A 20,955-nucleotide genomic window follows, 5' to 3' on the forward strand; every position below is an offset into this window, starting at 1 on the left:
GCCACGCGCCCACGGTGCGGTGACCCGCTGATCGGATAAAGTCCAGAAGAACTCTGACAGGGGGAACGACCATGAGGGACGGCGACATCCTCGCCCACATCAACGAGCTGATCGCCGAGGAGCGGGAGCTCCGGGCGAGGCTGGGCTCGCACTCGATCTCCTCGCACGAGGAGAACAACCGGATCAAGCAGCTGGAGGAGGCCCTCGACCAGGCGTGGGACCTGCTCAGGCAGCGCCGGGCGCGCCGCGAGTTCGGTGAGGACCCCGACTCGGCGGCCCCCCGCCCGATCGACGAGGTCGAAGACTACCGCCAGTGACCGCCCGCCCCGGACGCCCTCACCGCCCCGGACACGCCCGCCGTCCCGGCCACCCCCGCCGGGAGATCATCGGCCGCCCCGCGAGCTGACCGCGACACTCCCTCCCGCCCCGGCCTTCCCGCGACACCCACCCGCCGCCCGGCGGACCGGCGCCTCAAAGAGCGGGCTGGCGGGTCGCGGGCGAACGTGCTCATCCTTGGGGATGAGTGATCCTTTGTATGAGCGTGACCAGACCGTGGCCGCACTGGAAGAGGTGACCCGGGCCGCCGGTCCCTATCTCGACTCGCTCGGCGACCGTCCCGTTCACGACCACGGGTCCGACGGGCTCATCGACCTTCTCGACCATCCGCTCCCCGAGCGGGGCGAGGGCACCCTCGACACCGTACGGCGGCTGCTGCGCGCCGGAACCGGCGCGGCGACGCACTCCTCGGGACCGCGTTTCTTCCACTTCGTCGTCGGCGGCTCGACCCCGGCGGCCCAGGCAGGCGACTGGGTGACCTCGCTGCTCGACCAGGCGGGCGGCCTCTGGCTGACCTCGCCGTTCGCCACCCGGGCGGAGACCGTCGCGCTGCGCTGGCTGAAGGAGCTGTTCGGGCTGCCGGAGTCCTACGGCGGGGTGCTGACCCCGAGCGCCACGTTCGCCAACCTCACCGGCCTGGCGTGCGCCCGGCAGTGGTGGGGCGAGCGGCACGGGGCCGACGTGGGCGCGGACGGGCTCGCGGGGCTGCCCCGGATGCCCGTGCTGGCCGGGGGCTACCTCCACCCGAGCAGCCGCAAGGCGCTGCAGATCCTCGGCTGCGGCCGCGACGGCGCGCGGATCCTCGCCGCGGACGACACCGGGCGGGTCGACCTGGCGGCCATGGACCGGGCGCTCGGCGAGATCGACGGCCCCGCGGTAATCATCGGGAACGCGGGAGAGGTGAACACCGGCGACTTCGACCCCATCGGCGAGCTGGCCGACCTCGCCGGGCGGCACGGGGCCTGGCTGCACGTGGACGGGGCCTTCGGGCTGTTCGCGGCGGCCTCTCCGCGGCTGTCGCACCTGGTCGAGGGGGTGGAGCGGGCGCACTCGGTGGCCTCCGACGGGCACAAGTGGCTGAACGTGCCCTACGAGAGCGGGTTCGCGTTCGTCCGCGAGCCGGAGCTCATGGCCAGGTCGTTCGGCGCGTGGGGTGCCGCGTACCTGCCGCCCGGCGACGACCCGCACGTCAACTACAACGTCCTGGGCCCCGAGTCCTCCCGGCGGGCGCGGGCGCTGCCCGTCTGGGCGACCCTGCGGGCGTACGGCAGACAGGGGTACCGGGAGATGGTCGAGCGTCACCACGACCTGGCCCTGCGGCTCGGCGCGATCGTCGAGGAGGCCCCCGACCTGGAGCTCCTGGCTCCGGTACGGCTGTGCGTGGTCTGCTTCCGCTACCGCCCGCCCGGCGTCCCCCCGGAGGAACTGGACGCGCTGAACGCGTGGCTCGGCGCGGAACTGCTCGCCGACGGCCGTGTCTACGCCGGGACCACGACCTACCGGGGAATGACCGCGCTGCGACCGGCGATCGTGAACTGGCGTACCACCGAGGCCGACATCGACCTGCTGGCCTCGGTCGTCCGGGAGATCATCGGCCGCCGCACGCCCTGACCGGTTCACCGGTCCCTTCTCGCGGGAGGGGCCGGTGTCAGCCCGCGCCCGGAGACCCCGAAGGGCTCGGTGCCCCTGAAGGGCTCGGTGCCTCTGAAGGGCTCGGTGCCTCTGAAGGGCTCGGGGACGGCTCGGAGGACGGCTCGGTCTCCCTGATCGGGCGGCCCTCGCAGCGCGAGTCGGCCGGAGCCCGCTGCGAGGCCGGGGCGAGCCAGGAGATCACGCTGTGCTCGACGTACCAGCCGTGCAGGTTCACCCACGTCCTGGGCACCTCGCCGGGGTCGGGGCAGAGCACCTTCGACTGCAACCGGCCGTTCTGGATGAACTCCACGGCGCCGTCGCGCTTGAGGACGGTGGTCATCTGGTCGTCGCTGGCGACCATGTAGCCCACGACCACCTCCGCGGGCCTTTTCACGGTCGGCTTCTCCACGCTGATCTGCATGGCGACCAGCGGCAGGATCGGCGCCCTCATCACGACCACCCCGACCAGGAACGGCGTGAACACCGCCATCCCGATCGCGATGCCGTGGGTCAGCACCCTGGCCGGTGCCTCGGGCACCGGACCGGTCAGCAGCGCCGCGAACACCGGGGGAAGCGTCAGGAGCATCGCGGTCGCCACGTCCCGCGCGGTGAACGCGGAGACGATGGCCGGCCACAGCACGACGTACGACAGCACGGCGGCGATCACCGGCAGCGCGTAGCAGAACGTGGTCCGCAGCTCCTCGTGGGCCGGGAACCGCTCGCGCACGGTCAGCCCCAGCAGGGCCAGCGACAGCATCGCCAGCGTGGGCAGGAAGCGCAGCTGCCAGGTGCACACGCCCATCGCGACGGCCAGGACCACGACCCAGCCGGGCAGCCGCTGGGCGCTGTGCACCAGCCACGAGGAGCGGCCCGTGCTGATCCAGCAGAGAGTGCCGAGAAGCCTGCCGCCGACCACGACGACGGGCAGCACCCACACCGTGGTCAGCAGGACCGCGCTCAGCAGGCCCAGCGGGCTGATGGTCTGCACGAGCAGGAGCAGCGTCTGGGTGTCCTGCTTGCTGGCGTACCACAGCCGCATCACCAGCAGGACGATCGGGAACACCGGCAGCAGCGTGAGGAACCACTCCTGGTTCCTCGGCGCGTCCCTCACCCGCGCGCCCGGCTTCAGGGGATTGGGCTTCAAGGGGCGGAGGGGCAATCCCGTACGGGGAGGGTCCGCTCCCACGGCCAGCGGCGCACGTCCGGGGGAAGCGCGCACGGCTGCCGCGCCTGGGCCACGTCCACCCCCGGGTTGGCCGCCAGCAACGGCTTGATGTGCTTCTCGTACGCCTCCTCCCACCTCTTGTTGTCCGGATCGGCGTAGGAGCGGTAGAGCGCGAGATCGACCAGGGTGCGCAGCGCGCCGTTGGAACCCGCGTTGACCGCCCACATCTCCGTCTTCTCCAGCGCGATGTCGTGGTGGCGCAGCTTCCTCTCCGGCTCCGCGACGAACCCGGCCAGCAGGGCCGCGTCGGTGGTCACCGCGTCGGCCGCCCGGCCGGCCGGCACGCCGTCCGCGAGGCGGTTCACGCACTTGCTGATCAGGAGCTCGGCGATGGGGTCGGTTTTGATCGCCTTCCTCAGCTCGGCCAGGGAGGTCGAGGTGCCGAGCGAGCAGACCTTCTTGCCCTCGAGCTGCCCCAGGGAGGCGACGCCGTCGTCGGGGTAGTCGGACCTGGTCACCACCGACTGCTCGGTGTAGAGGTAGGGCGTGGAGAAGCCGACGGAGGGGTCGGCCCTGCGTTCGGGGGTCACGCTGAAGGTCGCCACCACGAGGTCGACCTTGACGAACGCGCCCTCCGGGTCGCGGGCCTGCATGCGCGCCCTGTCCTCGGTCTCGATGGACAGGAAGTCGACCTGGTCGGGCCGGAAGCCCAGGTCCGCCGCGATCATGTAGGCGATGTCGATGTCGAAGCCCGTGTAACCGGTCTCGCCCGGCTTCCGCAGAGCGATGCCCGGGGTGTCCTCCTTCACGCCGATCAGGAGCCTGTCCTTGTTGAGGAGCCCCGCCTTCTCCCGCAGCTCGGCCTCGGTGGGGGGCCCGCCCACCCACGCGATGGACACGCCGACCACGACCGCGGCGAGGACCAGCGCGATCCAGGCGGCCAGCCGGAAGCGGCGGAACCGGCGCCTGCGGGGCGGTCCCGACGGTCCGGGCGGGCCCGTCTGCCCGGCGTGAACGTCCTCGACGTCCGTACCTTCGGGCCGAGGATCGCCGTCGTAGCGGTCGTCGTCGTCCCTCTCCCAGGCGCGGTCACGGTCGTACGCTCCCCGGGACCGCCGGTCGCGGTCGTAGCGGTCGTCGTCCCCCTTACGGGCGCGGTCACGGTCGTACGATCCGGGGGACCGCCGGTCGTACCCGCGGCGGTCGTCGTCCCGCCGGTCGCGGTCGCCGCCGTTCCGCCGGTCGGGAGCGTCACCGGCCGGTTCGCCGGTCGTCCGGCCGGGCCTGGCCGCGCGCCCGTCACCGGCCGGGCCGCCGGAACGATCAGGACGACGGGAGGGGCCGGGAGGGGACGGCACCCCCTCCGGCCGCTTTTCCCCGTCCGCAGGTTCCTGCGTCATGACACCCCCGGACTCCGCTATTTCTGGGCAGGCTATGTCGTTATCACCCACCGTGGGAGTCCCTTCATCAAGAAGTGATCAAATAAAAGCTCCTCGATATGGGAAGTCTGGTTTGGACGCTTTGCGAATTAGACAGCGAGAAGGCGGTGAATTCCCTCCCCGCGCAGTTCCTCGGCCGCCCCCGAGTGGACGACGTGCCCGGCGTCGAGAATGAGGAAGCGGTCGGCGAGGCGGAGCGCCAGATCCAGATACTGCTCGACCAGCAGGAGCGACAGGCCGGTGGCGTGCAGCCGCTCGATCGCCTCCTCGATCTCGATGATGATCGACGGCTGGATGCCCTCGGTGGGCTCGTCGAGGATGAGCAGCTTGGGACGGGTGACGAGGGCGCGGGCGATGGCGAGCTGCTGTTGCTGGCCGCCGGACAGGAACCCGGCACGCCGCTTGAGCAGCGGCTTCAGGCGCGGGAAGGTCTCCAGGGCCTCCTCCAGCGCCTCCTGCGGCCCCTTGGACGCCTCCAGCGTGACCTGGAGGTTGCCGAGCACGCTGAGCTGCGGGAAGGTCTCGTGCCCCTGGGGGACGTACGCCATGCCGAGCCGGACGCGTTCGTGGGGCGGCAGGCGCGTCACGTCGCGCCCCTCGAAGGTGACCGACCCCGCGGTGGCGGGCAGCACGCCCATCACCGTGTTGAGCAGGGTGGTCTTGCCGACCCCGTTGCGGCCCATCACGCACATCAGCTGCCCGGGCTCCACCTCCAGCGAGACCCCGAACAGCACCCGGGCCCTGCCGTACCCGGCGTCAAGTTCCTGTACCGACAGCATCGCTGCGCTTCCTTCCGAGATAGACCTCCTGCACGCGTGGGTCGTCGCGGACCTGGTCGACCGATCCCTCGATCAGCACCTTGCCCTCGTGCAGGACGGTGACCTGCGAGGCGTACCTGCGCAGGAACTCCATGTCATGTTCGATCACGATCACCGTGTGGTCGTTCGCCACGGAGGTCAGGAGTTCGCCGGTGCGTTCGCGCTCGTCCTTGGACATTCCGGCCACCGGCTCGTCCAGCAGGAGCAGCTTGGGGCTCTGGGTGAGCAGCATGCCGATCTCCAGCCACTGCCGCTGCCCGTGGGAGAGGACTCCCGCGGGCCGGTCGGCCAGTTCCTTCAGGCCGGTGGTCTCCAGTGCCCCGGCGACGGCGTCGGAGACGCCGCGCCTGCGCCGGGCCAGCGACCAGAGCGGGCGGCGGAAGGACGCCGCCAGGTCGAGGTTCTCCAGGACGCTGAGCTCCTCGAAGACCACCGAGGTCTGGAAGGTCCGCCCGACGCCGAGCCGTACGATCTTGTGCTCGCGCAGGCCGACCAGGCTGTGCCCGTCGAAGACGACCTCGCCGGTGGTCGGCCGGGTGAGGCCGGTGATGACGTCGACGAGCGTGGTCTTCCCCGCCCCGTTGGGGCCGATCAGGAAGCGCAGCTCCCCCTTCTCGACCGTCAGGTCGATGCCGTCGATGGCGCGGAAGCCGTCGAAGACCACCGACAGCCCGCGTACCTCGATCATCGGGCTCATCCGACCTCCTCCATCACTCTCGTGCCGGGGGCGTCCGCGGGTGGCGGTTCGGGGTCCGTACGGCGCCTCGACCTGCGCGCCCAGGCGTCGCGCGCCGACGCCGCCACGCCGAGGATCCCCTTGGGGGCCAGGGTCATGACGAGGATGAACAGCGCGCCCTGCAGGTAGAGCCAGCCGTCGGCGAACTGCTCGCTGAAGGACGTCTTGGCGTACCCCATGACGACCGCGCCGAGGATCGCCCCGGCCAGCGCGAACCTGCCGCCCACCGCGACCGCGACGACGAGTTCGAGGGAGGGGACCACGCCCAGCAGCGCGGGCGAGATGATGCCGACCACGGGCACGAACAGGGCCCCCGCGAGCCCGGCCATGCCCGCGGAGAGCGCGAAGGTGACGGTCTTCACCCTGGCCGGGTCGTAGCCGAGGAACCTGACGCGGTCCTCGCCGTCCCTGATGGCGACGAGCAGCCGCCCGAAGCGGCTGCCGACCAGCTGGCGGGCGCCGAGATAGAGCAGCCCGGTGACGGTCGCGACCGCGAAGTACAGCCCGCGCTGGGTGGAGTCGGCCGCCAGGTCCTGGCCGAACAGGTCGTAGAAGTTGGTCAGGCCGTTGGTGCCGCCGGTCAGGCCCTGCTGGCCGACGAGCAGGATGACGAACGCGGCGGCGAGCGCCTGGGTGAGGATCGCGAAGTAGGCGCCGCGCACCCGCTGCCTGAACACCAGCAGGCCCAGCACCGTGGCGATCAGCATCGGCCCGGCGACGACCATGACGAGCGCGAACACCGGGTTGGCGAACGGTTTCCACAGGGCGGGCAGCTGCTCGACCCCGCTCCACACCATGAAGTCGGGCAGGTCGCCCTGGGCGTCCACCAGTTTCAGGTGCATGGCCATGGCGTAGCCGCCGAGCCCGAAGAACACGCCCTGGCCGAGGACGAGCATGCCGCCCTGCCCCCAGGCCAGGCCGATGCCCAGGGCGATGATCGCGAAGCAGAGGTACTTGGCCAGCAGGCCGAGGCGGAAGGGCTCCAGCAGGAGCGGTGCGACCACCAGGGCCAGCACGGCCACCACCGCGAAGACCCCGGGCCCCCTGAGGCGTGCGAGATTCATGTCAAAGCCCTCGATCGGAGTACGAACAGGCCCTGCGGCCGGAACTGGAGGAAGGCGATGATCGCGGCGAACACGATGACCTTCGCCAGGCTGGCGTCGCTCCAGAACTCGGCGTACGAGTTGAGCAGGCCGAGTCCCGCGGCGGCGATGACGGCGCCGCGCAGCTGGCCGAGCCCTCCGGCGACGACCACGAGGAAGGCGTCGACGATGTAGTAGGTGCCGAGGGCGGGTCCGACGGGGCCGATGAGGGTGAGGGCCACCCCGGCGACCCCGGCCAGGCCCGAGCCGATGAAGAAGGTGCGCTGGTCCACGTGGGCGGTGTTGATGCCGCTCACCGCGGCCAGCTGCCGGTTCTGCATCACCGCCTGCATCCTCCGGCCCTGGCCGGTGCGGTTCATGTAGGCCCAGATGCCGACGACGGTGAGGACGGCGAGGGCGAAGATGAACAGCCGGTTGTAGGGCAGGGACGCGATGCCGCCCTGCAGCCAGGTGGGCGCCTGGACCTGCACGTTGGGCGCCCCGAACAGGTCGCGGGCGAGCTGCTGCAGCACGAGGCTGACGCCCCAGGTGAGCAGCAGGGTGTCGAGCGGGCGGCCGTAGAAGTGCCGGATCGCGGTCCGTTCCAGGATGAGTCCCATCAGCCCGGCGACCAGGAAGGCGACGGGCAGGGCGACGATCACGGCCATCCGGCCGGTGAGGTCCTGGAGCAGGTAGGCGGTGTACGCGCCCGCCATGATGAACTCGCCGTGGGCCATGTTGATCACGCCCATCTGGCCGAACGTGAACGTCAGGCCGAGGGCGATGAGGAGCAGCACGGCGCCGATGGACAGGCCGATCGGGAGCTGGTTGAGAAACGCCTCCACCGAAGGTCCCCTTCCTACGAGTGTTTGGCTCCGGAGCCGGGCCGTGCCGCATTGTGGGTGCGTCACGGCGCCGCCCGTGATCTGTCACGGCCCGGTCCGGAGCCGGTCTGAGAGGGGATCAGCCGTTGGCCAGGCCGCTCGCCCAGGGGTAGCCCTTGAGGTAGGGGTCGGGCTTGATCGGCTTGCCGGAGTTCCAGACCTCCTTGATGAGGCCGTCGGGCTGGATCACGCCGATCCTGGCCGTCTTGTACATGTGCTGGTTCTCGCCGTCGATGGTGACCAGGCCCTCGGGACGCTCCAGGGCGATGCCCCCGGCGGCCTTCCTGACCGCCTCGACCTCGACGGATCCGGCCTTCTTGGCGGCCTCGGCCCAGAGGTAGACGGCGTTGTACCCGGCCTCCATCGGGTCGGAGGTCACCTTGTCGGCGCCGTACTTGGCCTTGAACGCGGCGACGAACTTCTCGTTGGCCGGGTTCTCGGTGGTCTGGTAGTAGTTCCAGGCGACGGGGTGCCCGGCGATGTTGTCGACGCCGATGCCCTTGACCTCCTCCTCGGCGACGCTCACCGACAGGACGGGCATCTGCTCGGCGGTGACCCCGGCGCTGTTGAGCTGCTTGAAGAAGGCGACGTTGCTGTCGCCGTTGAGGGTGTTGAAGACGGCGTCCGGCTTGGCCTGGACGACCTTGTTGGTCAGCGTGCTGTACTCGGTGTGGCCGAGCGGGGTGTACTCCTCGCCGAGGATCTCCATCCCGTTCGCCGCCGCGTACGCCTTGATGATCTTGTTGGCGGTGCGCGGGAAGACGTAGTCGCTGCCGACCAGGAAGATCTTCTTCTTGCCCTGTTCCTTGAGGTAGTCGAGGCCGGGGATGATCTGCTGGTTGGTGGTCGCACCGGTGTAGAAGATGTACGGCGAGCTCTCCAGGCCCTCGTACTGGACCGGGTACCACAGCAGGGCCTTGCTCCGCTCGAACACCGGCAGCATCGCCTTGCGGCTGGCGGAGGTCCATCCGCCGAAGGTGGTGGCGACCTTGTCCTGGCGGATGAGCTTGGTGGCCTTCTCCGCGAAGGTGGGCCAGTCGGACGCGCCGTCCTCGACCACGGGGATCAGCTTCTTGCCGAGCACGCCGCCCGCGGCGTTGATCTCCTCGATGGCCAGTAGCTCGGAGTCCCTGACGGTCACCTCGCTGATGGCCATGGTGCCGCTGAGCGAGTGCAGGATGCCGACCTTGATGCCGTCCTCACCGCCACCGGCGGAGGCCGCGTTCGTGCCCGCAGGGGCTTCGCTTCCACAGGCGGCCAGCGCCGCGGCCAGCGCCACGACGGTGACACCGGAGCGCCATGCTGTGTTCCTCAATGACTTTCCTCCTTGCCGGTACGGCCCCCGCACCGATCTATCTGCCGTCAAGGTGACTGAGTGAGGTTTCCCGGCCAGTTCGCCATTGTTAATTGCGGTTTACCGGGAGCTAACCGTCGTGACAGGACGTGGCGACGCGGACACCGTGCCAGTTTTTATCCAGACAAATAAGCAAATTTCGTGATACCTACTTCGGGACGCGTCGGCATACCCGCAGGAAGGGAGCCGCCGATGGACGCTTTTCCCCCGTTCGCACGGTCCGCGCCACCTGGAAACCAGCTCGACATCGACGTGCAACATCATGGAAACCGCCGGTTCCTATGGTCCGGGAATGCGGCTCACACCACACGAGCAGGAACGCCTGCTCATCCACGTCGCCGCCGGTGTCGCCCGCGATCGCAGGTCACGGGGCCTCCGGCTCAACCACCCCGAGGCCACCGCGATCATCGCGTCCTTCCTCATGGAGGGCGCCAGGGACGGGCGCACCGTCGCCGAGCTGATGGACGCGGGCCGCAAGGTGCTGTCCCGCGACGACGTCATGGACGGGGTGCCCGAGATGTTGTCGTCGGTCCAGATCGAGGCCACCTTCCCCGACGGCACCAAGCTCGTCACCGTCCACCAGCCCATCCCGTGAGCCCGGCCGATCCCGTGCGGAACCCGCGACTCCCGGCCGATCCCGTGCACCCCAGGAACGGTGAGCGCCGATGACACCCGGTGAGATCCAGTACGGCGACGCGCCCATCCCGCTCAACCCGGGCCGCGAGCGCGTCACCGTCCGCGTCGTCAACACCGCCGACCGGCCGATCCAGGTCGGCTCGCACTACCACTTCGCCGCGTGCAACCCCGGCCTGGAGTTCGACCGCCAGGCGGCCTGGGGCACCCGGCTCGACGTCCCGGCCGGAACGGCGGTGCGCTTCGAGCCCGGCGTGGAGCGCGACGTGACCCTCGTGCCGATCGGCGGGCTGCGGATCGTCCCCGGTCTCCGCCCCGAGTGGGCCGGACCTCTCGACGGGAGCCCCCGTGTTCATTGAACGATCCCGCTACGCCGCGCTCTACGGTCCCACCACCGGCGACCGGATCAGGCTGGCCGACACCGACCTGCTCGTCGAGGTCACCGAGGACCTGTCGATGGGCCCGTCGGGGGCGGGCGACGAGGCCGTCTTCGGCGGCGGCAAGGTCATCAGGGAGTCGATGGGCCAGGCCAGGACCACCAGGGCCGAGGGCTCGCCCGACCTGGTGATCACCGGCGCGGTGATCCTCGACCACTGGGGCGTGGTGAAGGCCGACATCGGGGTCAGGGACGGCCGCATCGTCGCGATCGGCAAGGCCGGTAACCCCGACACCATGGACGGCGTCCACCCCGACCTGGTCATCGGCCCCTCGACCGAGATCCTCGCGGGCAACGGGAAGATCCTGACCGCCGGGGCGATCGACTCCCACGTCCACCTGATCTGCCCGCAGATCCTCGACGAGGCCCTCGCCGCGGGGGTGACCACCATCGTGGGCGGCGGCACCGGGCCCGCCGAGGGCACCAAGGCCACCACCGTCACCGGCACCTGGTATCTCGCCCGGATGCTGGAGTCGCTCGACTCCTACCCGATCAACGTCGCGCTGCTCGGCAAGGGCAACACGGTCAGCCGCGACGGCCTGCTCGAACAGCTCCGCGCCGGGGCCTCGGGGTTCAAGCTGCACGAGGACTGGGGCACCACCCCCGCCGCCATCGACGCCTGCCTGTCGGTCGCCGACGCCACCGGCACCCAGGTCACGATCCACACCGACACCCTCAACGAGGCCGGGTTCGTGGAGTCGACGCTGGCGGCGATCGGCGACCGGATGATCCACGCGTACCACACCGAGGGGGCGGGCGGCGGGCACGCGCCGGACATCATCAAGGTCGCCTCCTACGGCAACATCCTGCCGTCGTCGACCAACCCGACCCGCCCGCACACCGTCAACACGCTCGACGAGCACCTCGACATGCTGATGGTCTGCCACCACCTCAACCCGTCCATCCCCGAGGACCTGGCGTTCGCCGAGTCCCGGATCCGGCCGTCCACGATGGCGGCCGAGGACATCCTGCACGACATGGGCGCGATCTCGATGATCGGCTCCGACTCCCAGGCGATGGGCCGGGTGGGCGAGACGATCATCCGTACCTGGCAGACCGCGCACGTGATGAAGCGCCGCCGGGGCGCGCTTCCCGGCGACGGTCCCGCCGACAACCTCCGTGCCCGGCGCTACGTCGCCAAGTACACGATCTGCCCGGCCGTCGCCCACGGCCTGGACGGCGAGGTCGGCTCGGTGGAGACCGGCAAGCTGGCCGACCTGGTCCTGTGGGACCCGGCCTTCTTCGGCGTCAAACCGGACCTGGTGGTCAAGGGTGGTGTCATCGCGTACGCCCAGATGGGCGACGCCAACGCCTCCATCCCGACCCCGCAGCCGGTCATGCCGCGCCCGATGTTCGGCGCCGCCCCGGTCACCGCCGCCGCCACGTCGGTCCACTTCGTCGCCCCCCTCGCGATCGAGGACGGTCTCGCCGACCGCCTGGCCGTACGCAGGCGCCTGCTGCCGGTGGCCGACGTACGCCGCAGGGGCAAGGAGAGCATGCCGCTCAACGACGCCATGCCCAGGATCGACATCCATCCCGACACCTTCGCCGTCAGCGTCGACGGCGAGGTCATCGAACCCGCCCCCGCCGAGACCCTGCCCATGACCCAGCGCTACTTCCTGTTCTGAGTGTTCTGAGTGTTCTGACCGGCTCGACGTCCCGTCCCGTACGGCCGAAAGGAGGTCCGTGGCGCATGAACGCCGCGTTGCTGCTCCTGGCCGACTCCCGCCTGCCCGCCGGGGGCCACGGCCACTCCGGGGGCGCCGAGGAGGCGGTCAGGATCGGTGCGATCCACGACCTTCCCAGCCTCGCCGCCTTCCTGCGGGGCCGCCTGGCCACCGCGGGCCTGGTGACGGCCGCCCTCGCCGCCTCGGCCTGCGAACTCGGCGCGGCACACCTCTCCGCGAGCCTCCCGCCCCCGGCGAGCGGCCCACCGGCGGAGGCTCCCGCGCGGGCGAACGGCGCCGTCCTCCTCCCCGGCCACGGTCCCGCGCACACTCCTGCTCCCGCTCCCGGGAACGGCTCGTCTCCGGATCCGGAGGCGAGCCGTTCCCGGTGGGTACGGCTGGACGCGGAGGCCGACGCCAGGATCTCCTCGCCCGCCCAGCGGGAGGCGAGCCGCACGCAGGGCAGGCTGCTGCTGCGGACCTCGCGGAGGATCTGGCCCTCCCCGGTGCTCGACACGCTGGCCGGGGCCGTCTCCCAGGGAGTCCACCACCCCCTCGCGCTCGGCGCGGTGGCGGCCGTGGCGGGGTGCTCCCCCGCCGAGGCCGCCCTCGCGGCGGCCTACACCTCCGTCACCGCACCCGCCACGGCGGCGGTGCGGCTGCTGGGCCTGGACCCGGTCGCCGTCCACCGCCTGCTCGCCGACCTCGCCCCGGCCCTGGAGAGGGTCGCGACCACCGTCCCCACCGGGGAGACCCCGCGGTCGCGGGAGTCACAGGCGTCCTGGGAGTCCGGGAAGCCCCGGGAGCCCTGGGAGCCCTGGGAGCCCTGGGAGTCACTGCCCGCGCACGCCGCCCCCGCGCTCGACCTGCTCGCCGAACAGCACATCCGCGCAGATCTGAGGCTCTTCGTCTCCTGACGACCATCTGGAAGGACGGTGACCCCCATGGGCGCCAACCACGACGACCACCACCACGCCGCCGACCCTCACGGACGAGCACTGCGTCTGGGCATCGGAGGCCCCGTCGGCAGCGGCAAGACCGCACTGACCGCGGCCCTGTGCCGGACGCTCGGTCCCTCGATGCGCCTGGGCGTGGTGACCAACGACATCTACACCACCGAGGACGCCGACTTCCTGCGCAGGGCGGGCGTGCTCAACCCGGAACGGATCGTCGCCGTCCAGACCGGGTGCTGCCCGCACACCGCCATCCGCGACGACATCGCGGCCAACCTCGACGCGGTGGAGAGCCTGGAGGAGCGGTTCGGCCCGCTCGACCTGGTGATCGTGGAGAGCGGCGGGGACAACCTCACCGCCACCTTCAGCAGGGGCCTGGCCGACCGGCAGATCTTCGTACTGGACGTGTCGGGCGGCGACAAGGTCCCGCGCAAGGGCGGTCCCGGGGTGACGACGGCCGACCTGCTCGTGGTCAACAAGACCGACCTGGCCCCGATGGTCGGCGCGGACCTCACGGTCATGTCACGCGACGCGGCGGCCGTACGGGAGGGCAGGCCCGTGCTGTTCACCTCGATCAGGGAGGATCCGAGCGCGCACGCGGTCTCCGAATGGGTCACCGGACTGGTCGAGTCCTGGGCTCACGAGCACTCCAACGCCTGATCATGTCCGTCACCGACTCCGCCCCCGCTCCCGGCCGCGTACCCGTGCATGACGCCCCCACGCCCGCGCGGCCCGTACGGCCGGAGCCGGGGCGGGCCGGGCGGCGGTCGATGAGGGCGCGGGCGGAGATCGCCACCCGGCGCGACTCCGGCGGCCGGACCGTCCTGGCCACGATGCGTTCGGGGCCGCCGATCACGGTACGGGCGACCGCGCCTGGCCAGGTGCATCTGGTGTCCACCGCCGCGGGTCCGCTGGGCGGCGACGACCTGGCCCTCGACATCGAGGTGGCGCCGGGCACCGCGCTGGAGGTGCGGTCGGTCGCGAGCACGCTGGTGCTGCCCGGCTTCACGGGGGCCGAGTCGCTGATGACGATCACGGCCAGGGTCGGCGCGGGCGCCTCGCTGCGGTTCGCGCCGGAGCCTACGGTGCTCGCGGCGGGCTGCCTGCACCGCATGGTCGTCCGGCTGGACCTGGCCGAGGACGCGCGGGTGTTCTGGCGTGAGGAGATCGTCTTCGGCCGGCACGGCGAGCGGCCGGGACGTTGCCACTCGCGCTTCGACGCCGTCCTCGGCGGGCTGCCGCTGCTCCGCCAGGAGTTCGTGGTGGGCGACCCGGAGATCGACGGCAGCTCCGCCGTCTACGGTGACGCCCGCTGCGTGGGCAGCACCCTGATCACCGGACGGGCGCCGGAGACGGTGGTCGGGGACGGCTGGGCCGTCCTTCCGCTGGCCGGCCCCGGCACCCTGGTCTCCGCCCTCGGCCGGGACGCCGTCGAGCTACGGCGGCGGCTCCGGACCGGCGAGGAGGCGGCCACCCCCGAGGAGGCGGGGCCTCCTCGGTCGTAGCGCCGCCCTTTCGTGGCACCGCCTCCGAGAAAAGCGGCCGGGCGTCCGTCGTGACCCCCTCTCCGAGGGGGCGTCCGGGCCGCCAGCCGTAGCACCGCCTCTGAAGGGGGCGGGGGCCGTCCGTCATGGCACCCCTCCGGGAAAGGGTGGCCGGGCCGTCAGTCGTAGAAGCCCAGGCGGCGGAGCTGCTTGGGGTCGCGCTGCCAGTCCTTGGCGACGCTGATGCGCAGGTCGAGGTAGACGCGGGTGCCGAGGAGGGCCTCGATCTGCTGGCGGGCGCGGCTGCCGACGTCCTTGAGCCGGGACCCCTTGTGCCCGATCACGATGGCCTTCTGGGACGGGCGCTCGACGAACATGTGCGCGTAGATGTCGAGGAGGTCGTCGCGGCCCTCCCTGGGCATCATCTCGTCGACGACGACCGCGATCGAGTGCGGCAGCTCGTCGCGTACGCCCTCCAGGGCCGCCTCGCGGATCAGCTCGCCCACCAGCACCTGCTCGGGCTCGTCGGTGAGCTGGCCTCCCTCGTACAGCGGCGGGCTCTCCGGGAGGTGCTGGACCAGCACGTCGGCCAGCACGTCGAGTTGCTCGCCCGACTGCGCGGAGACCGGGACGATGTCGTCGAACTCGGCGAGCTGGGAGATCGCGAGCAGCTGCGCGGCGATCTGCTCGCGGGCCGCCAGGTCGCATTTGGTCACCACGGCGACCACCGGGGTCTTCTTGATGCCCGCGAGCTTCTCCGCGATGAACCGGTCGCCCTTGCCGATGGGCTCGTTGGCGGGCACGCAGAAGCCGATCACGTCGACCTCGGTGAGGGTGGAGAGCACCAGGCTGTCCAGCCGCTCGCCCAGGAGCGTGCGGGGCCGGTGCAGACCCGGAGTGTCGACGATGACGAGCTGGGAGTCGGGACGGTGCACGATGCCACGGATGGCCCGGCGGGTCGTCTGGGGCTTGGAGGAGGTGATCGCCACCTTCGTGCCGACCAACGCGTTCATCAGCGTGGACTTGCCGACGTTGGGCCGGCCGACGAAGCAGGCGAAACCGGCATGGAAATCAGCAGCTGAGGAACTCACGTCAACCATTGTCGCCGATGCCGGACTCAGCTCTGACGCGGCGTCCCGTCGGGACCGGCCACGAGCACGGTCTCGCCGCCCAGATCGCGGACCGCCCGCGTGTCGGCGTCGGAGGGACCGTCACCCGCGGTGACCAGCGCGGCGGCCTCCAGCGACTCCGCTCCGCTGGACACGGCCATCGCCACGGCGACCTGGAGCGCCGACAGGGTCAGCGACGGCAGCGCCACATTGGTCGCCGAGTAGGTCCGGCCGGTCTCGTCCCGTACGGCGGCCCCCTCGGCGGCGCCGTTGCGGGCACGGGCGGAACGGGCCAGCACGATGATCTTCTTGTCCTCGGGATCGAGGGTCGCGTCACTCACGGCACAAGGGTATTCAGCTCCCCGCCCTCACGGCGACCCGCTCTCACTGCGGCCCGGCCTCATCCGGTCGGCGCTCCCGCCCGGACAGTCCCCCTCAGACAGCGCCCTCTTGCACAGCGTCCTCCCGGGCGGTTCTCCGCTCACGCGCCGACCTCGTCGACCAGCAGGCGGGTGAGCTGCCCGGTGCGCGCGGGGTCGACCTCCCTGACCCCGGCGTGCACCAGCGAGATCAGGGTGTGCCCGCTGAGGGCGAACACCAGGTGGATCTCGTACGGGTATCCGTTCAGCCTGCCGTTCAGCCGCCTGGCCTGCACCCCGCCGTCGACCCCGCCCAGGTCCGCGTCCAGGTCCAGGTCGGAGACCCTGAAGGCGGTGCCGCGACCCGCGAGGGGGGCGCGCGCGACCGGGCAGCCGCCCAGCGCCTCGGCGAGCTCGCCGAAGTGGAGCGCGGCGTCGTCACCGGCGTAGGAGGCCAGCCCGAACCCGGCCAGCTCCCCGACCCCGTCCCCCTGGTAGGTCACGGCGGCCCGCGCCCCCAGCGCCCGCTTCGGCGGCCTGTTTCCGGCGGCGTCGAGGACGAGCCTGCAGTCCTCGTCGACGGGCTTGAAGGGCGCGCGCCAGCCGTCGCGCGGGCGGGCCGAGAACCCGTCCGGCAGGTCCCGCGCCCCGCTGAGCACCCCCCGCAGCCGGTTCAGCTCCGCGGCGCGGTCCGTGGCGCCGCCGGGCCCCTCGCCACACCCGGCCGAAACGCTCGATACGAATCCACACAACACCGCAAAAACCACAAAACTCATCGCCCGCCTCATGAACATTCCCCCGATGTCATGCGCGAGGCGTCCCGTCCCCGCCGACCCGCTTTCTTCCCCGTCACCAAAAGCGGCAATCATTCAATAAACGCCTAAGGGTGCCCTCAACCGCATTTCACGGTCGAGAACACCCTTGAGCGAGTGACGCAGGACAGCCTCGGAGCCCTGCGTGACTCTGTCTCCCCCTGGAGCCGATCCCCCGCACCGCGAACCCCTCCGGGCGCCGGGACCTTCCCCACCGGCTCCCGCGCGACCGGGTGCCGTGGAAGAAGCATCGCGCGACCCGCTTGCAGAAGGCTTGCGGACGGCTTGGGAACGGATGGCCCGCCCCGGATCCGGCTCGTCCTGCCCCCGGGCCGCCACGGCGGCCCGGGGCCCCTCACTGGTCGGCGGAGGCCGAGACGGAGTCGGGCTCGGCGGGGACGGCCCTGGTGACGAGGACCGTGCCGATCCGGTTGCGGCGCCCGGCGAGGCTCTCGGCCGTCAGGCTGAGCCCCTCCACCACCGCCTGGGAACCGGCGATCGGCACCCGCCCCAGCGCGTGCGCCAGCAGCCCCCCGACGGTCTCGACGTCGTCGACCTCAAGCTCGATGCCGAACAGGTCCTCCAGGTCGCCCACCGGGAGCCTGGCGGTCACCCGGACCGCGCCGTCCGCCAGCGGCTCCACCCTGGGCGCCTCCTGGTCGTACTCGTCGGCGATCTCACCGACGATCTCCTCCAGGATGTCCTCGATGGTGACCAGACCGGCCGTGCCGCCGTACTCGTCGATGACGATGGCCTGGTGGATCTGACGGGCCTGCATCTCGCGGAGAAGCTGGTCGATCGGCTTGCTCTCCGGCACGTAGGTGGCCGGGCGCATGAGGGACTCCACCGGCTCGGCGCGTCCCTCGTCACCGGTGTCCTGCACCCGGCGCGCGATGTCCTTGAGGTAGGCGATGCCGATGACGTCGTCCTCGTTCTCGCCGACCACGGGGATCCGCGAGAAACCGCTGCGCAGGGCGAGCGACAGGGCCTGGTTCAGCGTCTTGCCGCGCTCGATGAACACCATGTCGGTGCGCGGCACCATGACCTCGCGGGCCAGGGTGTCACCGAGCTCGAAGACCGAGTGGATCATCTCCCGCTCGTCGGGCTCGATCACCCTGCGCTCCTCGGCCAGGTCGACCAGGTCGCGCAGCTCGGCCTCCGAGGTGAAGGGTCCCTCGCGGAAGCCCTTGCCGGGCGTCACCGCGTTGCCGAGCAGGATGAGCAGCTTGGGCAGGGGGCCGAAGATCCGGGTCAGGCCGTAGACCAGGGGCGCGCTGGCGAGCGCGATCGGCTCCGCGTGCTGGCGGCCCAGCGTACGCGGGGAGACCCCGACGATCACGTAGCTGATGACGATCATGACGGCCGCCGCGGCGGCGTAGGCCCAGCCCTGGTCGCCGAGCCAGTCGATGAAGAGCAGCGTGGCGATCACCGTGGCGACCAGCTCGCAGCTCAGCCTGAGCAGGAGCAGGAGGTTCAGGTAGCGCGGCGGGTCGGCGACGATGGCCTGAAGGCGCCCCGCGCCCCGGCGCCCGTCGCGGCAGAACTCCTCCGCGCGAACCCTTGAGATGCGGGTCAGGGCCGTCTCCGCGCTGGCGATCAACCCGCCGACCACGACGAGGACGACGGCCGAGAACAACCACCCGTTGGCGAAGTTCACCGCTGGGGGCGCACCTCCCGCCACGACTCCAGAAGCTCGCCCTGAAGGCCGAACATCTCCTTGTGCTCCTCGGGCTCCGCGTGGTCGTAGCCGAGCAGGTGGAGGATGCCGTGCGTGCACAGCAGCTCCAGCTCGGCCTCGGTGCCGTGCCCGGCCTCGGCCCCCTGCTTGGCGGCCACCTGCGGGCAGAGCACCACGTCGCCGAGGAGCGCCGGGTCGGTGGGCGCGTCGCCCTCCTGCCTGGCTCCCGCGCCGGGCCCGGGGCGCAGCTCGTCCATCGGGAAGGCCAGCACGTCCGTGGGGCCCGGCTCGCCCATCCACTGCTCGTGCAGCACCGACATCGCCTCTTCGTCGACGACCAGGATCGACAGCTCGGCGAGCGGGTTGATGCCCATCCGCTCCAGCACGTGCCCCGACAGGGAGACGATGAGCCCCTCGTCGATCTCGACGCCGGACTCGTTGTTGACCTCGACGCTCATCGGCCCTTCACCGCTCCCCGCTCGCCGCGCGATCGGCGCGACAGGTGGGTGTCCCGCGACCCGATCCGCTTCCCGCGCCGGAGTCGCTCCGCGCTCATCGCTCGCCCACCGCTTCTCGACCGGCCGCCGGCCCGTCCGTTCTCATGATCTCCCCCGGGGGCGCTTGGCCACACCCTTGATCTGCTCCACGGCGCTGCTCTGGCGCTGCGTCTCGTCGTAGCGCCCGTACGCGTCCACGATGTCTCCCACCAGCTTATGCCGTACCACGTCGGCACTGGTCAGGCGGCTGAAGTGGATGTCGGAGATGCCGTCGAGGATGTCCTGGACGACCCGGAGGCCGCTCTGCGTGCCGTTCGGCAGGTCGACCTGGGTGACGTCACCGGTGACGACGATCTTCGAGTTGAAGCCCAGCCGCGTCAGGAACATCTTCATCTGCTCCGGCGAGGTGTTCTGCGCCTCGTCCAGGATGATGTAGGCGTCGTTGAGCGTACGGCCGCGCATGTAGGCCAGGGGGGCGACCTCGATCGTGCCCGCGGCCATCAGCCTGGGGATCGAGTCGGGGTCGAGCATGTCGTGCAGCGCGTCGTAGAGCGGGCGCAGGTAGGGGTCGATCTTCTCGTAGAGCGTGCCCGGCAGGAAGCCCAGCCTCTCGCCCGCCTCGACGGCGGGGCGGGTGAGGATGATCCGGTTGACCTTCTTCTCCTGGAGGGCCTTCACGGCCTTCGCCATGGCGAGGTAGGTCTTGCCCGTGCCGGCCGGGCCGATGCCGAAGACGATGGTGAACTTGTCGATCGCGTCGACGTAACGCTTCTGGTTCACGGTCTTCGGGCGGATGGTCCGGCCCCGCGAGGAGATGATGTCCAGGGAGAGAACCTCGGCGGGCCTGTCGGAGGTCATCCGCAGCATGGCGATGCTGCGCTCGACCGCGTCGGCCGTGAGCTGCGCGCCCCCGCGGACGAGCTCGGACATCTCCTCGAAGAGCCGCACCACGGTGCTGCTCTCCTCGGGGCTGCCGGTGACGGTGATCTCGTTGCCCCGGACGTGGATGTCGGCGCGGAAGGCGCCCTCGATGACGCGCAACAGCTCGTCGCGCGAGCCCAGCAGGCTGACCATCGACTGATCGTCCGGAATAACCACCTTCGCCTGGATCCGGCTGGCACCCCGGGACCTCGGCGTCGTTCTGCTGGAATCGTTTGTCTCGGACATGAGCGGGCCTTACGGCCTGTTCGCCTCCAGATATAGGCGTGGAACTTCAACGCCATGCTATCCGCGATCGCCGGGATCGCGCCTACCGGTTTTCAGCCGGGCGGCCACCGCAGGTCGCGCCCGCCGATCACGTGTCCGTGCACGTGGAAGACGGTCTGACCGGCGCCGGGCCCGGTGTTGAACACCAGCCGGTAGCCGGACTCGGCGACCCCCTCCAGCAGGGCGACCTCGTGCGCCGCCCTGATCACCTCGTCGGCCAGGCCGTGGTCGGCCGCGGCCAGGGCCGCCGCGTCCCTGTGGTGCTCCTTGGGGACCACCAGCACGTGGGTCGGCGCCTGGGGGTTGACATCGCGGAAGGCCAGCGCGCGATCGGTCTCGTAGACGATCTCCGCGGGAATCTCCTTGGCCACGATCCTGCAGAACAGGCAGTCGGCTTCGCTCACCATGACAGGCACCATACCGCCGAGGACGTTGCGAATCGGTGATGGTTCCCGTCCGCAAACAAAGATCCGCCCGGATATGGTGGGTGTGCAAAACTTCAACCACGACAGCCCTTTGCGCACAGCAATATATGGCCGCCTGGCGAGGACACGACTGGGTCATGCCCCCTAATGAACCGGAAGAGCGTAAACCCTCTGGGAAGGCCAAGCGTCCCACTGATGTGACCACCGAGACCCTCGTGGCCGACAGGTCGCTCGGGGCGGTGCCCGTCGG

The 20,955-nt window shown here is 70.9% G+C and carries 22 protein-coding genes; 8 read left to right on the top strand and 14 right to left on the bottom strand.

The annotated features are described in order from the left end of the window. Window positions 1-71 precede the first annotated feature (71 nt). Together ACW9TB_RS22310 and ACW9TB_RS22315 are read left to right on the top strand one after the other, a co-directional pair. Window positions 72-317, top strand: a complete 246-nt coding sequence (locus ACW9TB_RS22310; protein ID WP_472749979.1) for a DUF2630 family protein — start codon at window positions 72-74, stop codon at window positions 315-317. A gap of 214 nt (window positions 318-531) precedes the next feature. Continuing rightward, window positions 532-1,947: a pyridoxal phosphate-dependent decarboxylase family protein gene (locus ACW9TB_RS22315; RefSeq protein ID WP_472749980.1), complete on the top strand. Its 1,416-nt coding sequence runs from the start codon at window positions 532-534 to the stop codon at window positions 1,945-1,947. A 37-nt stretch (window positions 1,948-1,984) separates the two neighbouring features. On the opposite strand, the gene ACW9TB_RS22320 is transcribed toward ACW9TB_RS22315, so the two are convergent. The 7 genes from ACW9TB_RS22320 to urtA all read right to left on the bottom strand — a co-directional run bounded on the left by ACW9TB_RS22320 (window position 1,985) and on the right by urtA (window position 9,407). Then, window positions 1,985-3,112, bottom strand: coding sequence for a hypothetical protein (locus ACW9TB_RS22320; RefSeq protein ID WP_472749981.1), 1,128 nt, complete (start codon window positions 3,110-3,112; stop codon window positions 1,985-1,987). After that, window positions 3,109-4,533 (bottom strand): transporter substrate-binding domain-containing protein, encoded by a 1,425-nt coding sequence (locus ACW9TB_RS22325; protein WP_472749982.1) that lies wholly within the window; start codon window positions 4,531-4,533, stop codon window positions 3,109-3,111. The genes ACW9TB_RS22320 and ACW9TB_RS22325 overlap by 4 nt, the downstream gene beginning before the upstream one ends. A 128-nt stretch (window positions 4,534-4,661) precedes the next feature. After that, entirely contained in the window at window positions 4,662-5,351 is a 690-nt protein-coding gene (gene urtE / locus ACW9TB_RS22330) for an urea ABC transporter ATP-binding subunit UrtE (protein WP_472749983.1), read from the bottom strand. Then, window positions 5,329-6,087: an urea ABC transporter ATP-binding protein UrtD gene (gene urtD, locus ACW9TB_RS22335; RefSeq protein WP_472749984.1), complete on the bottom strand. Its 759-nt coding sequence runs from the start codon at window positions 6,085-6,087 to the stop codon at window positions 5,329-5,331. Before urtD ends, urtE begins: the two co-directional genes overlap by 23 nt. Next, window positions 6,084-7,190 carry an urea ABC transporter permease subunit UrtC gene (urtC, locus tag ACW9TB_RS22340; RefSeq protein ID WP_472749985.1) on the bottom strand — a complete coding sequence of 369 codons (1,107 nt, stop codon included), beginning with the start codon at window positions 7,188-7,190 and terminating at the stop codon, window positions 6,084-6,086. Before urtC ends, urtD begins: the two co-directional genes overlap by 4 nt. After that, the gene (urtB, locus tag ACW9TB_RS22345; protein WP_472749986.1) at window positions 7,187-8,053 is read right to left on the bottom strand and encodes an urea ABC transporter permease subunit UrtB; all 867 of its coding nucleotides are present in this window, start codon (window positions 8,051-8,053) and stop codon (window positions 7,187-7,189) included. Before urtB ends, urtC begins: the two co-directional genes overlap by 4 nt. A gap of 118 nt (window positions 8,054-8,171) precedes the next feature. Further along, window positions 8,172-9,407, bottom strand: a complete 1,236-nt coding sequence (urtA, locus tag ACW9TB_RS22350; protein WP_472749987.1) for an urea ABC transporter substrate-binding protein — start codon at window positions 9,405-9,407, stop codon at window positions 8,172-8,174. 331 nt (window positions 9,408-9,738) lie between these two features. Here urtA and ACW9TB_RS22355 point away from each other — a divergent pair, with 331 nt between their 5' ends. The 6 genes from ACW9TB_RS22355 (at window position 9,739) to ACW9TB_RS22380 (ending at window position 14,640) form a co-directional block, all read left to right on the top strand. Then, window positions 9,739-10,041: an urease subunit gamma gene (locus ACW9TB_RS22355; RefSeq protein WP_362677318.1), complete on the top strand. Its 303-nt coding sequence runs from the start codon at window positions 9,739-9,741 to the stop codon at window positions 10,039-10,041. Window positions 10,042-10,111: 70 nt separating this feature from the next. Further along, window positions 10,112-10,438, top strand: a complete 327-nt coding sequence (locus tag ACW9TB_RS22360; RefSeq protein ID WP_362677320.1) for an urease subunit beta — start codon at window positions 10,112-10,114, stop codon at window positions 10,436-10,438. Next, window positions 10,428-12,143 (top strand): urease subunit alpha, encoded by a 1,716-nt coding sequence (locus ACW9TB_RS22365; protein ID WP_472749988.1) that lies wholly within the window; start codon window positions 10,428-10,430, stop codon window positions 12,141-12,143. Before ACW9TB_RS22360 ends, ACW9TB_RS22365 begins: the two co-directional genes overlap by 11 nt. A 65-nt stretch (window positions 12,144-12,208) precedes the next feature. Further along, on the top strand, window positions 12,209-13,099 hold the full coding sequence (locus ACW9TB_RS22370; protein ID WP_472749989.1) for an urease accessory protein UreF: 891 nt from the start codon (window positions 12,209-12,211) through the stop codon (window positions 13,097-13,099). Between the two features lie 27 nt (window positions 13,100-13,126). Further along, entirely contained in the window at window positions 13,127-13,795 is a 669-nt protein-coding gene (ureG, locus tag ACW9TB_RS22375; RefSeq protein WP_472749990.1) for an urease accessory protein UreG, read from the top strand. 2 nt (window positions 13,796-13,797) lie between these two features. Further along, a complete protein-coding gene (locus ACW9TB_RS22380) occupies window positions 13,798-14,640 on the top strand; it encodes an urease accessory protein UreD (protein WP_472749991.1) in 843 nt (280 codons plus the stop codon). Between the two features lie 158 nt (window positions 14,641-14,798). Here the strand turns inward: ACW9TB_RS22380 and era are convergent, their stop codons facing one another. The 7 genes from era to ACW9TB_RS22415 form a co-directional block, all read right to left on the bottom strand. Beyond that, window positions 14,799-15,719: a GTPase Era gene (era, locus tag ACW9TB_RS22385; RefSeq protein WP_472749992.1), complete on the bottom strand. Its 921-nt coding sequence runs from the start codon at window positions 15,717-15,719 to the stop codon at window positions 14,799-14,801. Window positions 15,720-15,736: 17 nt separating this feature from the next. Next, window positions 15,737-16,069, bottom strand: coding sequence for a cytidine deaminase (locus tag ACW9TB_RS22390; RefSeq protein ID WP_329092017.1), 333 nt, complete (start codon window positions 16,067-16,069; stop codon window positions 15,737-15,739). Between the two features lie 140 nt (window positions 16,070-16,209). After that, window positions 16,210-16,842 carry a hypothetical protein gene (locus tag ACW9TB_RS22395; RefSeq protein WP_472749993.1) on the bottom strand — a complete coding sequence of 211 codons (633 nt, stop codon included), beginning with the start codon at window positions 16,840-16,842 and terminating at the stop codon, window positions 16,210-16,212. Between the two features lie 412 nt (window positions 16,843-17,254). After that, window positions 17,255-18,556, bottom strand: coding sequence for a hemolysin family protein (locus tag ACW9TB_RS22400; protein WP_472749994.1), 1,302 nt, complete (start codon window positions 18,554-18,556; stop codon window positions 17,255-17,257). After that, the gene (gene ybeY / locus ACW9TB_RS22405; protein ID WP_329092012.1) at window positions 18,553-19,035 is read right to left on the bottom strand and encodes an rRNA maturation RNase YbeY; all 483 of its coding nucleotides are present in this window, start codon (window positions 19,033-19,035) and stop codon (window positions 18,553-18,555) included. The genes ACW9TB_RS22400 and ybeY overlap by 4 nt, the downstream gene beginning before the upstream one ends. Window positions 19,036-19,176: 141 nt before the next feature. Further along, on the bottom strand, window positions 19,177-20,241 hold the full coding sequence (locus ACW9TB_RS22410) for a PhoH family protein (RefSeq protein WP_472749995.1): 1,065 nt from the start codon (window positions 20,239-20,241) through the stop codon (window positions 19,177-19,179). Window positions 20,242-20,333: 92 nt separating this feature from the next. Next, window positions 20,334-20,684 carry a histidine triad nucleotide-binding protein gene (locus tag ACW9TB_RS22415; RefSeq protein ID WP_472750053.1) on the bottom strand — a complete coding sequence of 117 codons (351 nt, stop codon included), beginning with the start codon at window positions 20,682-20,684 and terminating at the stop codon, window positions 20,334-20,336. Window positions 20,685-20,955 lie beyond the last annotated feature (271 nt).

The sequence above is a fragment of the Streptosporangium sp. H13245 genome (assembly GCF_055690525.1).